The sequence below is a fragment of the Microcoleus sp. T3_A4 genome (assembly GCF_036700465.1).
GTDB lineage: Bacteria > Cyanobacteriota > Cyanobacteriia > Cyanobacteriales > Microcoleaceae > Microcoleus.
Genome location: NZ_JAUBOY010000022.1, coordinates 13,886 through 28,656, shown reverse-complemented (window position 1 = coordinate 28,656; position 14,771 = coordinate 13,886). Strand labels below are relative to the sequence as shown.

At 47.1% G+C, this 14,771-nt stretch carries 11 protein-coding genes and 3 pseudogenes; 6 read left to right on the top strand and 8 right to left on the bottom strand.

Features of this window, described 5'->3' with window-relative positions:
* Positions 1 to 47: 47 nt before the first annotated feature.
* Positions 48 to 2,126: an SBBP repeat-containing protein gene (locus tag QUA07_RS14020; protein ID WP_333326072.1), complete on the bottom strand. Its 2,079-nt coding sequence runs from the start codon at positions 2,124 to 2,126 to the stop codon at positions 48 to 50.
* A 29-nt stretch (positions 2,127 to 2,155) separates the two neighbouring features.
* On the opposite strand from QUA07_RS14020, the gene QUA07_RS14015 reads away from it, so the two are divergent.
* Together QUA07_RS14015 and QUA07_RS14010 are read left to right on the top strand one after the other, a co-directional pair.
* Positions 2,156 to 2,290, top strand: a complete 135-nt coding sequence (locus tag QUA07_RS14015; RefSeq protein WP_333326069.1) for a hypothetical protein — start codon at positions 2,156 to 2,158, stop codon at positions 2,288 to 2,290.
* 87 nt (positions 2,291 to 2,377) lie between these two features.
* On the top strand, positions 2,378 to 3,388 hold the full coding sequence (locus QUA07_RS14010) for an ABC transporter permease (RefSeq protein WP_333326067.1): 1,011 nt from the start codon (positions 2,378 to 2,380) through the stop codon (positions 3,386 to 3,388).
* A gap of 11 nt (positions 3,389 to 3,399) precedes the next feature.
* Here QUA07_RS14010 and QUA07_RS14005 read toward each other — a convergent pair whose 3' ends face one another.
* Both QUA07_RS14005 and QUA07_RS14000 read right to left on the bottom strand, forming a co-directional pair.
* Positions 3,400 to 3,810, bottom strand: coding sequence for a hypothetical protein (locus QUA07_RS14005; protein ID WP_333326065.1), 411 nt, complete (start codon positions 3,808 to 3,810; stop codon positions 3,400 to 3,402).
* A gap of 104 nt (positions 3,811 to 3,914) precedes the next feature.
* A pseudogene (locus QUA07_RS14000) lies at positions 3,915 to 4,224 on the bottom strand (IS1634 family transposase); the annotation flags it as partial.
* A 503-nt stretch (positions 4,225 to 4,727) separates the two neighbouring features.
* On the opposite strand from QUA07_RS14000, the gene QUA07_RS13995 reads away from it, so the two are divergent.
* From QUA07_RS13995 to QUA07_RS13985, 3 genes and pseudogenes are all read left to right on the top strand, one after another.
* Complete coding sequence (locus QUA07_RS13995) at positions 4,728 to 5,006, top strand: hypothetical protein (RefSeq protein ID WP_333326063.1); 279 nt, start codon at positions 4,728 to 4,730, stop codon at positions 5,004 to 5,006.
* Positions 5,003 to 5,638: an acyltransferase gene (locus QUA07_RS13990; protein WP_333326061.1), complete on the top strand. Its 636-nt coding sequence runs from the start codon at positions 5,003 to 5,005 to the stop codon at positions 5,636 to 5,638. The genes QUA07_RS13995 and QUA07_RS13990 overlap by 4 nt, the downstream gene beginning before the upstream one ends.
* Before the next feature lie 291 nt (positions 5,639 to 5,929).
* Positions 5,930 to 7,078, top strand: a pseudogene (locus tag QUA07_RS13985) (IS5 family transposase); the annotation flags it as partial.
* A gap of 71 nt (positions 7,079 to 7,149) precedes the next feature.
* Here the strand turns inward: QUA07_RS13985 and QUA07_RS13980 are convergent.
* Together QUA07_RS13980 and QUA07_RS13975 are read right to left on the bottom strand one after the other, a co-directional pair.
* Positions 7,150 to 8,061: a transposase gene (locus tag QUA07_RS13980; RefSeq protein ID WP_333326060.1), complete on the bottom strand. Its 912-nt coding sequence runs from the start codon at positions 8,059 to 8,061 to the stop codon at positions 7,150 to 7,152.
* A gap of 8 nt (positions 8,062 to 8,069) precedes the next feature.
* A complete protein-coding gene (locus QUA07_RS13975) occupies positions 8,070 to 8,459 on the bottom strand; it encodes a transposase (RefSeq protein WP_333326058.1) in 390 nt (129 codons plus the stop codon).
* Positions 8,460 to 8,698: 239 nt separating this feature from the next.
* Here QUA07_RS13975 and QUA07_RS13970 point away from each other — a divergent pair.
* Positions 8,699 to 9,052: pseudogene (locus QUA07_RS13970) on the top strand (transposase); the annotation flags it as partial.
* 60 nt (positions 9,053 to 9,112) lie between these two features.
* Here the strand turns inward: QUA07_RS13970 and QUA07_RS13965 are convergent.
* The 3 genes from QUA07_RS13965 to QUA07_RS13955 all read right to left on the bottom strand — a co-directional run bounded on the left by QUA07_RS13965 (position 9,113) and on the right by QUA07_RS13955 (position 14,511).
* On the bottom strand, positions 9,113 to 10,087 hold the full coding sequence (locus tag QUA07_RS13965; RefSeq protein WP_333326056.1) for a hypothetical protein: 975 nt from the start codon (positions 10,085 to 10,087) through the stop codon (positions 9,113 to 9,115).
* An 80-nt stretch (positions 10,088 to 10,167) separates the two neighbouring features.
* Positions 10,168 to 11,946 carry an ABC transporter ATP-binding protein gene (locus QUA07_RS13960; RefSeq protein WP_333326054.1) on the bottom strand — a complete coding sequence of 593 codons (1,779 nt, stop codon included), beginning with the start codon at positions 11,944 to 11,946 and terminating at the stop codon, positions 10,168 to 10,170.
* Positions 11,947 to 11,952: 6 nt separating this feature from the next.
* Positions 11,953 to 14,511 carry a glycosyltransferase gene (locus QUA07_RS13955; protein WP_333326052.1) on the bottom strand — a complete coding sequence of 853 codons (2,559 nt, stop codon included), beginning with the start codon at positions 14,509 to 14,511 and terminating at the stop codon, positions 11,953 to 11,955.
* Positions 14,512 to 14,771 lie beyond the last annotated feature (260 nt).

The window sequence follows — 14,771 nt, the reverse complement described above, 5'->3', positions numbered from 1 at the left end:
TAGAGCGAGATGTACCCTACAGATAGAGTTTATGGGTAAGTCATGTTTTAGAGGAAAGTGAAGTCGGCAGCATTAATTTGACTCGCCGATATCGTACTCAGAGATGCCAAGATTTCTCGTGTTGGCACAAACTGGATTAAAGTTGCACTGTTACTTTGAGTAATTGCTAATTGAGAGAAGGTGATACCGCTAGCAAGTGTGAGTAAATCTTTCTCGTCTTCAAAATCTAAAATGGTATCCGTTCCGACATCAAGTCCTAAGAGGAATCGATCGCTCCCCAAACCTCCAATTAAACAATCATTTCCCAAGCTGCCAAATAGGGTATCATTTCCTTTACCGCCGTAAAGAGTATCATTCCCTTCACCGCCAATGAGACTGTCAGAAGCGCGATCGCCAAATAAAACATCCTCACCGTTATTGCCAAGCAAAGTATCATTGCCCTTGCCACCGTAAAGGCTATCATCCCCATTACCACCTTCGAGAAAATCATTTCCTTGATGACCATACATTCCATCATTGCCATCAAGATCACTGAGAGTATCATTTCCCTGTTTGCCACTGATGGTATCGTTGCTGCGATCGCCTGCAAGCATATCGTCGCCATCAGTACCGATAATTGGATCAGAATTGGACTGCGTTAGTGTCGGTGTGACAGATGGCGTTGGCGTTGATGTCGGCGTTGGTGTCGGCGTGACAGATGGCGTTGGTGTTGTTGTCGGAGTGGGCGTTGGCGTGACAGATGGCGTCGGAGTTGATGTCGGCTTTGGTGTCGGTGTGACAGATGGCGTTGTTGTTGTTGTAGGAGTTGGTGTAAAACTAGGCGTCGGCGTTAGTGTGACTACCTCTGTGATTGTGCCGAGTTTAGCAATCCAAATATCTTGACCGCCTGCATTGGGACCTCCCAAAGCGCCATTAGTTTGTCCCGTGAGATAGAGATGGCCAACGCTATCGAGTGCTAATTCTGAGGAGGAGTCAGATTCAGCAGTCCCGAATTGCTTCAGCCACAACTGGTTGCCATTGCTGTCGTACTTAGTTGCCCAAATATCTTGACCGCCTGCATTGGTGTCTCCCAAAGCGCCCTCGGTTGAGCCCGTGAGGTAGACATTACCAGCGGTATCGACTGCTAAGTCTGAGGGGGAGTCAGATTTAGCAGTCCCGAATTGCTTGAGCCACAACTGATTGCCATTGCTGTCGTACTTAGTTGCCCAAATATCTTCACTGCCTGCATTGGGACTTCCCAAAGAGCCGTTGGTTTCTCCAGTCAGGTAGAGATTTCCAGCGCTATCCACCCCTAAATCTGAGGGGGCTGTGATTTCTCGGTAGTCAGAGTCAGCAGTCGGGAATTCCTTCAACCACAACTGATTGCCATTGCTGTCATACTTGGCTGCCCAGGTGTGAACATCCGGTGGATAGCCTTTTGAAAAGTTATAGTTTGTGCCTGTCAGATAGACATTGCCACTGCTGTCCACTTTTATGCAATCGGAGATGTCGTGGGTGTCAGCATTGACATCCTTCAACCACAACTGGTTGCCCCTGTCGTCATACTTAGCTACCCAAGCGCTTTTGGGGCCTCCACCTGCACCTGAAGTTGTATAGCCACTTGTTCCTGAAATGTAGACATTGCCGACACTATCGACAGCGAGGTCTGAGGGATAGTCATTAAAATCAGGGGTTGTGACGACGAACTGCTTGAGCCACAACTGGCTGCCGGTGTTGTCATACTTAGCTACCCAAGCGTCGGAATCATTAAAAATCCCCTGCGGTGAAGCGGCAGCAGTGTTTCCTGTCAGGTAGACATTGCCAGCACTATCCACTCTCACTTCCGTCGCCAAGTTATCCCCTAACTGCTTAAGCCACGACTGACTGCCACTGCTGTCATATTTAGTTACCCAGGCATTTGTACTTGGATTTGTGCCGCTCAAAAAGTCATAGGTATATCCTGTCAGATAGAGATTGCCTGCACTCTCAAGTGCTGTGCTGCTGAAGCGATCGTCCTTGGGTGTGCCGAATTGCTTGAGCCATTCAAAGTTAGGCGCTAGTTTTCCAATAGTCAGTGTGGTTTCAGGCATTGTACCCGCAACGGCACCTGCGATCGCGCGTGCTGATATTGTTGAGGAAGGCATCATACACCTCACCAATTAATTTATGTCACAAAATGCGTAGATTGCAGTTAAATGTGCGATCGCTCGTTTGTGTCTGGTGCGATCGCCTGCCAGATTTACCCCAAAAGAAAATAATTCTTACAACAGCCTATGTCTACGTAAGTATGTACGTAAGTATGTCACTGTAGATCAAAATATGTTCTCTTTGGTTCCTCATCCTTTACATAAATTTACTTTTTTATTCATATTCTTGTTCTCAAATCTCCAATTTAATTATGACTAAGTATATTGTTAAACGTTTGCTGGGACTATTGCCAGTCCTTTTCGGAATCACTCTGCTAGTATTTATATTTTTGCACTTGATACCGGGAGACCCAGCTACAGTGCTTTTGGGAGAACGGGGAACTCCCGAACAGGTGGAAATTTTGAAAGCGAGATTAGGTTTAAATCAGCCTTTACCTTTGCAATATTTGGCTTTTTTATGGAGTTTACTTCGCTTCGATTTGGGAAATAGCATTATTAGCGGTATTCCGATAATTGATGAAATTACAAGTCGCTGGCCTGCTACTTTTGAACTGTCTGTGGTGGCGATGTTGGTGGCACTGGTTATCGGAATTCCGGCGGGGATTTTGGCTGCTGTTCGGAAAAATAGCTGGCTGGATAATATCGCCATGAGTGGTTCGTTAATTGGCGTATCTTTGCCAGTGTATTGGTTGGGATTGATATTGATTTATTTGTTTGCTGTTTATCTGAAATGGCTGCCTCCTAGCGGGCGGATGAGTGTAGATTTGGGGTTTGGTTTTAAGTCGATTACGGGTGTTTTTATTTTGGATTCTTTGCTGAGGTGGAATTTAGTGGCTTTGCGGGATGCGATCGCCCATTTAATCCTGCCAGCTTTGACTTTAGGAACTATTCCTCTGGCGATTATAGCTCGCATCACTCGTTCTGCAATGCTGGAAGTGCTTTCTCAAGATTACATCCGCACTGCGAGGGCGAAAGGATTACCGGAATATTGGGTGATTTTGAAACACGCTTTGAAAAATGCGTTTTTGCCGATCGTCACAACTATCGGTTTGCAGTTCGGCACTCTTTTAGGCGGCGCTATTCTGACTGAAACGATTTTTTCCTGGCCGGGAATTGGTTCTTGGATTTATAGCGGTATTCTGACACGGGATTACCCAATAGTCCAAGGAGGAGTAATTTTTGTGGCTGTAACTTTTGTACTGATTAATCTGGCTGTTGATATTTCCTATGCTTTTTTTGATCCCAGAATTCAGTACGGTTAATGAAAAGGAAATCAGACACGAAATGCTTGTTTAACATCCGGCCGCAGCAGGTAGTAAATGCTAGCTACTGCAAAACCCAGAGTTAAAAAATTGACTGCTGTACCGCCGCTGCCCAACATTTTGGCAATTTGCGCGAGGGTGGCGATGATATGGACAATTAACGTTCCCGTCCAAGCCCAATTTTTGAGTTGAAACAAGCCCCAAGTTAAGAGTAAGGAGAGGAGGCCTAAGATGAAACTAATCGCAGCAAAAATTCCAATGAAGCCGCCGATTACAGCGCCAATTTTTGCCCCGCCGAAAGCCGCACCGAGACCGCCAAAAATGCCTGCAAAAAGTAAGATGAACAAGCCGTCAAGCAGACTGAAAATGCCGCTAATTAGCTGCAATATTGCCAAAACTGTAACGCTTTGAGGACGATTCATTGTTTTGATTTTCCATTTTTAACGAATTTGAAACATATTTTAACCCACATTGCGCAGGTCGCGATATTCCGCGAAGAATTGTTCAACTAAAAGTGCATAGTAGCTCAAGAGAGAAGGTAATATTTGCGGCAAGCAGCACCCAAGAACTGGACAATCCACAATCGCTCAGATGTCAAATTGGTAATCTGCTTGACACCATCAACCGTCAACAAATGAATCGACATGAAACATTTAAACACCCACCGAGCAAGTGGGTTTGGCCGTAGGCTTACCGACTTGATTGTCAATCGTCTGTTTAGCACGCTCGAGAGCATGACGAAGTGACCGTTGACCCAAACTATAAACCAGCAAACACAAACCCATTAACATTGACCACAAAGCCACTCGTTCAGGAGTCTTGAGAAAGACAACAAATGGGAAGTCGTAAGCATCGCGGACAAAACCCAGACTGCGTACCACGGGTTCCATCACGGGTTCCATGATTAGTGTAGCCACCACCGCTACCTTAATGATCGGCTTCTCATGATCTGGGATAATCGCCTCAGCGATCGCGTCTTCAATTAAGATGTTGACGCAGTTGGAAGTCTAACAACATAATGCCGACACCGTTATTCCACCCACTTGTCCCTGGCGCATCGCTTCCCGGCGACTGGTATCACGGCAGCATTCCCACCAACATTGAAGTGGGAGAGAACTCAGTGATAGATTCTTCCTTCTGCTTCAAGCACTACTACGCTGCTGGCTCTGTTGGTCTGCGTGTTGGGAGCAATGTCACGATTTGGCGTGCTTCCTTGGCTGTTGACGCCGAGGCTGTCATCGAGATTGGTGATTATTGCTACATTGCCGACGCCTCTCTAGTGTGCTCCGCCCGCATCACTCTGGGTGCCCATGTCTGGGTCGCGGGTGGCGTTACTATTGTGGATTCCGATTTTCACCCTATTACCCCCGCTGCTCGGCTGGTCGATACGATCGCTCTTTCTCCAATTGGCGATCACCAACGCCGCCCTCCTATTGAAGTTCTTCCCGTAGTTATCGAGGACGATGTGTGGATCGGCTACAATGCAACCATCCTCAAAGGGGTATGGGTGGGAGCTGGTGCCGCGATCGCGCCTGGTGCTCTGGTTAACCGCGATGTTGCTCCCGGCACCTACGTTGCAGGCAATCCTGCCCGCCCAGTAGAGCCAGAAGCAACATGAATGACGCACGGACTTATCTAGAACATGACTGGTACGCAGGCGGCATCCCTGCCAATGTGGTGGTCGAGAAGGATGCCTACATTGAGACTTCTTACGGATTTGATCGCCTCTTCTCTGAGCGCCAACCAGGGTTAATCCTGGGCAATGCGAGTGGTGCATACCACCGCACAGTCTTTGCCCTGGGTCCGAAAGGTCGGATTGTCGTCGGAGCCTATACCTGTCTCAATGACACTAATCTGTTTTGTAACGACAGCATTACCATTGGGGCGCACTGCCTTCTCGCTTGGGGTGTTGTCCTGACCGATACTTGGATGGAATCGGATGTGCCTATTACTGTTCGCCGTGCGGTTCTTCAGGCTGCTGCTAGCGATCCCTACCGTCGTCTGCCTCCTATCAGTACACCTCGACCCATCACCCTAGAGGATAATGTCTGGGTCGGTTTTGAGGCTGTCATCTTGCCGGGAGTCACTTTGGGTCGTGGTTGCGTCGTCGGTTGCAAAACTGTCGTTGCTGAGGATGTCCCCCCCTACGCTGTAGTGGTTGGGAATCCAGCCCGGATCATCCGCTTCCTAGAACCGGATGATACCGATGCTGTCCGCGATCGGGCACTGCGGGAGTATGGTCGTGATTGACAGTTGTGCGCGGCTCATCGTTGTCTGTTAGATCCTGCGTGGATGTTAGGCTGTTTAGTTTAGCTGCAATATGTGATGGGTCTAACCAGCCTTGGACATGATGTGTAGTTCATTACAGGAGATTGTGACATCATTAGGTTTTGCTGAAGCCTCATGTAGAAGTTAACTAGGGCTTGCTGAATATATCGCCCGCGTGTTACGTGGCCTGGGTTATTTGATCGCGCGCTCGAGAGTAAAGTGCAAGATAAACAGGTAGAATAGGTCAAAAGCCGTGCATCACCACCTGCGATCGTGTACAGAAAAGCTGAGCTTGCTCCCCTCCCAGCCTTAGACTTTGAACTAGCCAACGGCTCTAAATTGTCAGCGGACAACCGTTGGGTAAAAATGGCTCAACTAATCCCGTGGTCAGAATTTGAGTCAGAATATGCCCAAAACTTCCCCACCGAAAAGGGCGCACCAGCTAAATCCTTTCGGATGGCGTTGGGGGCATTAATTATCAAAGAAAAATTGGGAATTAGCGATCGGGAAACAGTAGAACAAATTCGGGAAAACCCCTATCTACAGTACTTTATCGGTCAATCAAACTACAGCAATGAACTCGCATTTGACCCCTCTCTATTAGTACACTTTCGGCAACGAATTAGTCCCAACCTAATCAATAAAGTGAACGAACGGATGGTTGAAAAAATGCGAGAAACCACGCCAATCAAACCCGAAAAAAAAAAGGATTCGGACGCCAAAAATGAGTCACCCAATCGCGGAAAATTAATCATAGATGCAACCTGTGCCCCAGCCGATATTAGTTATCCGACCGACTTAGGACTATTAAACAGAGCCAGAGTTCATACAGAAAAAATCATAGACATCCTGTATAAACAAATCAAAGAAAAAACCCATAAAAAACCAAGAACCTACCGTAATCTAGCGAGAAAAGACTACTTAGCAGTAGCGAAACAAAGACGACCCACCCGCAACAAAAGAAGACAGGCAATTAAAAAACAACTTCAATATATCAAAAGAAACCGGGATCATATTGAACAGCTAATTGATGCGGGTGCGAGCCTAAAAAGTCTGACTAAAAAGCAATATAAAACCTTGCTAGTCCTCACAGAAGTTACTCGCCAACAACAGTGGTTATTTGATAACGATAAACAGAGTATTGAGGATAGAATAGTAAGTTTAAGCCAACCCCACATTCGTCCCATAGTCAGAGGAAAAGCCGGAAAAAGCGTAGAGTTTGGAGCCAAACTATCAGCCAGTTGTTTTGAAGGATATGTATTTTTAGACCGGATGAGCTGGGATAATTTTAACGAATCAGGGGACTTGAAAGCCCAAGTAGAAGCATATCATAGGTTCACAGGATATTATCCAGAATCAGTTCATGCCGATCGCATTTACCGAAATCGGGAAAACCGAGCATGGTGTAAAGAAATTGGAGTTTAGACTAAGCACAAATTTACTCAGCCTTCGCTGAGTAGAAGTTATGGTGAATTTAGACAGAGCTGATCAGGTTAACTAATCGATTTTGACGAGTTTTGGAACCTACCTTTACCCTTTTTGACCACAGGATAGCGGCATCTTGGAGTGCGAGGTTTTCCTGTTTGCCATCCGTCTGAATTTCCTCGCCGTTTCGGAGCAACAGCCGGACTTCCAATCCTGACTAAAAGTGGAAGCATTGATTGTACAACCCTTCCCGGCGTCAATTCAGGGAGAGACTTTTGCCAGGGCAAACGAATTTCTGTGACGACATCTTTAGCTAACCATAATTGCCATGTTAGCAATGGCATTAAATCACTCCATCGTTCGCATTGTTCAGGAGTGCTTAGCTTCGGCACAGTCCAATGCAAGGTTTGTTTAGCTAACCGATACCAATGCTCGTCGATCGTAAAACGACGTAGATATAGTTGCCAAATTTCAGCCAGAGACGGCATTTGGATACCAACCCACACTAACCACAAAGGTTGACTGTTTAATCGACGCGTTACAGTTTCTAGACGTTCGACTAAAATCAGAGTCATTGGATGTTTGGGACTACCTCGAAAGTGCAAGTCATCCCATTTTCTTAACCGAATTTTTCCGAGTTTGGGTTCAACAGATTCGAGGGTTTGTTCTGGTTCCCACCAGCTTTGAGAGTCGTTGAGCTTAAACTGTTGACCGTGAATTTTGGGTCTGCCTTTACCACTATAGGCTGGGGGCGTTGACCATAAGCAACGATTGGAGCGAATACGCATTAGTTTATCAGCAGCGATTGCAGCGGTGGCTTTAACCAAAGGGGCGCACCCATATTCACTATCAAATAGAGCGATCGGTCTATGCTGAAGATATTGACATACTTGTGCCAATTGTTCAGCGCCTTTACCGATTGGGTTGTCCCAACTGGTAATACGTTCATGTCTTAACGGCAGTGCCCAACTGCCGCTCATCGAAGGTATCAGTGCGATCGTACTATATCCCTGACCGATGCCGACAGGTATACCGTGGGTAAGGCTGTGGGTTGATGTTCATAGGTACGTTCTTTGAGGGTATGTGCATGGGGTCTTAACCATGCCGTATGATCGATCGCTAATAGTGGACGTTCTACTTGTGACATCTGTTCGATGTACAGTTGCATCAATTTTTCTTGATCGGGTCTACAATCTTGTAGCGCTTCATAGGCGCTCGACCACTCACGCCGAAATAAGGGATTGAGGGCCAAATCTCCTAAACATGAGACGTGGCGCGTCGTCATCACCGCATCCGCTAGTTCAAAGGTGGCGTCTTTGGCATTGCCGAGACATTCATAAGCAAGTTGACGAAATTCCCGTAATTGTTCTAACTTCATTGCAGGTAGATTTGAGATTTTTAGCTGAATTCTCAATCTTCTACCCTTACGCTGTCTGTTGAAACTATCGCAGACAGTTTTTTTCTCGAATTCCAAGTCTCCGAGAACGTCAACGGTCGCTGGTATCTATTTTATGGTTGAGCCTGATAGCTTGTCGTCAGCGACCATTGCCGTTCTTGATAAACGTGAGCTAGTCTCACAGCGAGCGCACTTTTTGACCTGCTTAGTCTAAACTCCAAAAAGAAAGAGGCATTAGAATTAGTGGGCCACCTCTAGGAAGACCCCCAGCAAATGTGAGTAAAGCAAAAAAGAAGCAAGCTAAAGAAGATGAAAGAATTAGAAATGCAATAGAGGGAAAGTTTGGGCAAGGGAAAAGAAGATTCGGTCTCAATAGAGTTATGGCTAAACTTGATAATACCTCTGGTACGGTTATTGCAATTACTTTTTTGGTAATGAACCTTGCTACCTGGTGGCGCCGGGTTTTTTGTGTGTTTTTCTGTCTCTTTGGAAACAGAACACCTGTTTTTAGGTTGAAGATAATCCCCAATTATAATTGGGGGGACTCGCTCCAGAAAAAACTTATCTTTAACTGAGCTTTCAGATATCGTGAGCTCCTGCTCTTGGGTGGCGATCGATTATTCAGCAAACCCTAACTAATCATTGGCACTGATATACCACCGTGTGGGGGCAACATCTTCATTAGGAATGGTTGGGTCTAGGATGTGGACAATTAGGGGAAAGTCGTAAGCATCGCGAACAAAACCCAGACGGCGTACCACTGGTTCCATGATTGGCGTAGCCAACACGGCTACCTTAATAATCGGCTTCTCCCGATCTGGGATAACAGCCTCACAGTGAGCCACATTTGTAACCGCACTCAGTGTATTGCGCAGCGAGTCCTCAGCATCGGCGGTTAGCAAATCGCAAATCAGCCATTGACGATCGCCCCTCTGCTGGGAGGCAACCAAGCCTACCATCTCCCCTTCCCGCTCGACAGCCGTTACTGTGTAGTCCCCTGTGCCAATCTTCCACCGCAAAGTCTGTGAGTTGCGGACAACCTGGCAACCATGCAAGCACGATGCCTTGTGCCAAAGCTTGTCCACCAGTTGATCCCACATTTCTAATGGCTTCATTGTATAACCATCATCCAGCGGCAAAGGCGCAGCCAGAGGCATCGGCAAGCTCCACAGCGGGAAGGAGCCGCCTGTCAGGAAAGGGAACATACGGAAGAAGCGCAGCCAACGCGGATCGGGAACCATATAGATCAAGCTGCCGCCGCGTGCTTGCAGCCCCCTAACTCCGTGCCAGTACATCTCTATGATCGGGTGAGCACCGCTGAGAAAACCACGTGCAGCCTTGGTTATGATCGGGGCAAAGGGTCGAAAAGCCAGTACATCCCGCCCGTTTACGCATACTAGGCAAGGAATAAAAATAAACTGTCCGAGAATCTGTCCGGTATCGGCGTTGGTAGCAAGGGCAATGGACGCTTCACCGTATGGAGTGTCTATGAACTGCTGACGCCACTTTTCCACAGTGATCTTTCCCCAATTTGTTTCTTGCTCCCAAAACTGCACCAGGGTGAGCAAATCCTCCTCCTGATAAAGGCGATAAGTCAGATGTCCAACCATTCCATCTCTCTCCATCAATCTCAAATGATTAATCCTTACAACCTCATTTATTGAAAGCATAAGTAATCAGTGCTAACAACTTATGGGGTCGTTTTTCCTACCTGTGTCCTAAATTGGGCACGGTATAGCGAAGCAAACGCCCCTGATTGGCGCATCAGCTCGGCAAATGTGCCTTGCTCGACGATTTCTCCAGCACCCAGCACTACAATCAGATCGGCCTGGCGCACGGTGGAGAGACGGTGGGCAATGATCAACGTAGTTTTTCGAGCCATCAGTCTCTCTAACCCTTCCATTAGGAGCGCTTCAGTCTCGGTGTCCATTGAAGAAGTAGGCTCATCTAAAATTAAAATGGGGGCATTTCGCAAAATCGCACGGGCGATGGTGAGGCGCTGTTTCTGCCCTTCTGAGAGAGTAGCTCCCTGTTCCCCCAATACAGTGTCGTATCCCTGGGGAAGCAGCGCGATAAAATCATGGATGCAAGCCAATTTAGCCGCTGAGATAATCTCTTCCAGAGGGGCTTCAGGGCGACCATAAGCGATGTTCTCTCCCATCGTTATAGGAAAGACAAAAGCAGGTTGAAGCACCATCCCGATTTGGCTACGCAACGATTTAAGTTGAAACTCCCGAATATCAACACCATCAATAGTTATCTGACCAGATTGGGGGTCATAAAAGCGGGGTAAAAGGCTGACAAAAGTCGATTTACCCGCTCCCGTAGAGCCAACTATTGCTACTTTCTTCCCTGCGGGGATATTCAAGCTAATATGCTTTAAGACTGGCTGGCTAGGAAGATACTGAAAAGAAACTCCTGTCCAGTTAATATCGCCCTTAGCTCCATCTGGGGGGAAAACCCTTAGTCCTTCCTTGACATCGTTCTCCATCTCTAGGAGCTCAAATACCCTACCTACCCCCACTTTCGCCCCCTGAAGCAGTCCCCAGGTTTCGCTAATTTTATTGAGCGATAGAAACAGAAAAGCCAGATAGGAGATAAAAACAATTAACTCACCTACTGTAAGGGTACCTTCCAGAACGTGGCTACCTCCTATCCACATCACTAGCGCTCCCCACAAGCCAATCACCACACTGCTTACCCCACCGTAAAAGGTCTGGAGGACGTAGAACCGTAAATTAGCAGCTAGGCTTCCCTGGCTAGCCTGCATAAAGTGCCTATACTCGTCTTCCTCCTTAGTAAACGCCTGGATGACACGCATTGCAGACATGGCTCTCTGTACAAGGGAGTAGACCGCACTCTCCTGTTGGCGCGCATGGGTAGCAGCAGAGGTAATCCGAACATTGAGGGGCGAGAGCAAAATTAATAAAGCTGGACAAACACTTAAAGCCAACAGGGTGAGCAGTGCATCAAGCCGTAGCAGGATAATGAACATTCCAGCCCCCAGTAGCAGTGCTGAAAGTATGGGCAGGAATCCGCTAGTGCTGAGTGTTTGGATAGCATAGGTGTCGGCAGTAATGCGGTATAGGAGATCCCCCGTTGGCCAGCGACCATGAAACGCAAGGGAGAGACGCTGTAGGTGGCTATAAAGATCTCCTCGCAGATCGTTAACTACCTTCTGACCAACCTTAACGGTGGTGTAACTGTTGAGGAGAGTGCAGCACGCTGAAAGCAGATAAGTCAACACTATTCCCCCGCAGGCACACAGGAGAAGAGTTTGGGGTGACATTGATGCTAAGAATTTCCACGGCAACGGATTCTTACTTAGAACGTTGTCGATAATCACTTTGAACGGCCAGGGTTTGATTAGTTCACAGCCACTGATCAGAAAAACCTGCGCCAAAGCCCAGAGAAATTGCCAGCGATAGGGCAAAAGGTAGGAAAGAATCTTGCGTCTAGTTACAACCATAATCGTTTAGGGTGCAACCCTATCATTCATAGAGGGCGCTGGCACTAACTGTAATTTCTTAGCTACAATCTCTAGTACGTGGTACATAGTGCGCCCTAAGCAGAAATTTTGATACATCATGATAGTTCCGCTAACTATACCCCCTACTCCCGTAGTGAGCGCTACTTTTGTTAGACCTAGAAGCAGGGAGATGATGGTCACCAAAAACCAAACCCACAGAATCGTAGTACCCATTCGCGACAGCTTCAGTGCCGATTCCACTCTCAGGAGTCTCTTATTACTCCCGTGGTTCTCGCTACAAACCTTAATCATCGCTCTGGGAAAAAATCCTTGATGAATCTTTAGATCCCAGTTGCTCCAACCTTGATCGACGGTAATAAAATACTTGCGGGGTAGGAGGAAGTCCATGATTTCCTGAATCAGGCTCTCCTTTTCCAGCCCGATTTCGGTCCAATAGGATAGGGAAAACGATCGCTTTGGCCAAGAAATATCAGGTTTTTGCACTAGCTCGTCAAACTTGATCGGCTCCACCTGGGTAAGTCCCTTCCTCCGCCAAAAGTAGCGCTCCCAACTGCGTACAAGAGGACCTAAGTAAATCAGCAATGCCACTAGCAAACGACCTTGCAGTCCCTGAAAACGACTATCCATCGGGGCCCGTAGCGAACCGGATATACAGTAGCTCCATGATAAAAAGAGCGGTGCTATACCTAACCACGGGTTGCCACCCGACAAGACTAAATAAATAAACAACAAGGCAGCTCCGATATTCCATTCCAGCGTCAGAGGGAGATAAGAGAGGAAGGAGGCGGGAGGCTCATACAGGGTTTGAAACAACCCGCGACCAAAACCCCCAGAGTAAATAACAGGCTGACCGGAGAGGAAACTAGAGGAAAGGTCGCCGTAGATCCTGCCTAGCCACTGGGATTGTCCCAGCAGGTTAAAGCGGTAGGGATGTTTGAAATATACGAGAGCTTCTGCTTTACCATAGCCGCGCTGCTGCTTAAGGTAGTCTTTAACTGTGTTACGCCGAAAGTGCCACACTACTGCTGCTGGGCTAAAGCCAATGGTATAACCCTTGTCTTGCAAGCGCCAGCAGATATCAACATCGTCACCCGCTGCATGAAACATGGGGTCAAAGCCTCCTATTTCCTCTAATACCTCACGGCGAAAAGCCATGTTACAACCTGGGATGTGTTCAGCGACTTCATCACTCAAAAGGACGTGAGTTGGCCCACCTGGAGACACGGCAACACAGGAGGGGACAAGAGAGTTCTCTGGGGGAGGGAAGTTGGGTCCACCCACTGCCGAAAGTCCTGAAGACAGAAACTTGGCAACCATATAAGTAAGCCAGTCTGGATCAGCTACGCAGTCCGAGTCGGTATAGGCAATAATTTCACCTGTTGCCTCTGCTAGACCCACATTGCGTGCCACGCTTAGCCCTTTATTATCCTGGCTGATTAGTTTGATATAGTCATAAGATTTGGCGATTTTGAGAGTGTTATCATTCGATCCATCATTGATTACTATAACTTCGTAGTTCGGATAGTTGAGTTCTTTGAGAGAAGCTAGGCAACTGTCGAGAGTGCGATCGGCATTGTACGCGCATACCACCACCGAGACGCGAGGATACTCAGGTAATGCTGGTGGCAGAGGTGCTGCGTAATACTGTTGCACTGTCTGGAACGCAGTTTTCTTACTCCGTTGGGCATCCACTAGACCAAAAGCCCAGTCCTCGATAGCAGACCCCCCCGTAAACCACTCGTCAGTCCAAGAAAACACGATCGTCCCCGCTGCTCCCATATCCAAACTGGTTGACAATTTTTGAGCGAGAATTTCGGCTTGGGATTGGGTACCCTCACGGATTGAGTCAACACCAAACTCGCTTAACACCAAAGGTTTATCTTCTGCCAGGTTATGCAGTCGGGAGACGTAGCTGCGGAAATCCTTTTCTCTATGTAAGTAAACGTTAAAAGATAAGAAATCAGTAAAGTCAATATTGAGATACTCAGTACAGGGATAATTGGCATAGCTCACAAGCGCCTTTGGATCTGCGTCTTTTACCACCCCCATTAACTCCTTAAGAAAAGTACGGATTTGCTTGGGACCGTGCCACCGCACAATATCCGAAGGAATTTCGTTACCAATCAAATAGCCAAAGACACCCGGATACTCTCGACAGGCTTTCACCCCTTTGGCAATTGCCTGACGAATCTCTGCTCTAGTAGAAGAGGAGTCAAGGAAGGCTATATGCTGAGCCCAAGGTATACCAATAAGTATTCTGAGACCGTATGTTGCCGCTAGATTCAAAAGCCAATCGGGTGGAATGGTATAGGTGCGTATACAGTTTGCCCCTAACTCTGCCATCAGCGCAAAGTCTTTCTCTACCATAGGTTTTTCTGGAAAAGGCGCACCGTGACTACCGAGCGAGAAAGTACCGTAGGTCACTCCCTTGAGGAAAAATTTTTCTTCTCCAATAAAGAAAAACTTTCCCTTTACTGTAACATTGCCAGGGTTGGGCAATGGTGTAGGACGACAGTCTAAATTTGGGAAAGAGATAGTTTCCACGAAATTCTTTGGTTTGATGTTTAGAGCAACTGTTCTTAATTGTTGTCATCAATGATAGAGTACAATATCTAGGGCTTGCTGAATAATTGATCACATTTTACGCGGAAAAAACTTAACATTATTTAATAACTTGCAAAGATTAGCTATAATTGTTTACAGGTGCTGGTTGGGGAACTTTTTTTAAATCACCCGATAGGATGAGTCTGAAAGACGATGCCAAGCATCAGCAAAAATTTTACCTTTAAGGTAATCCTGAGATT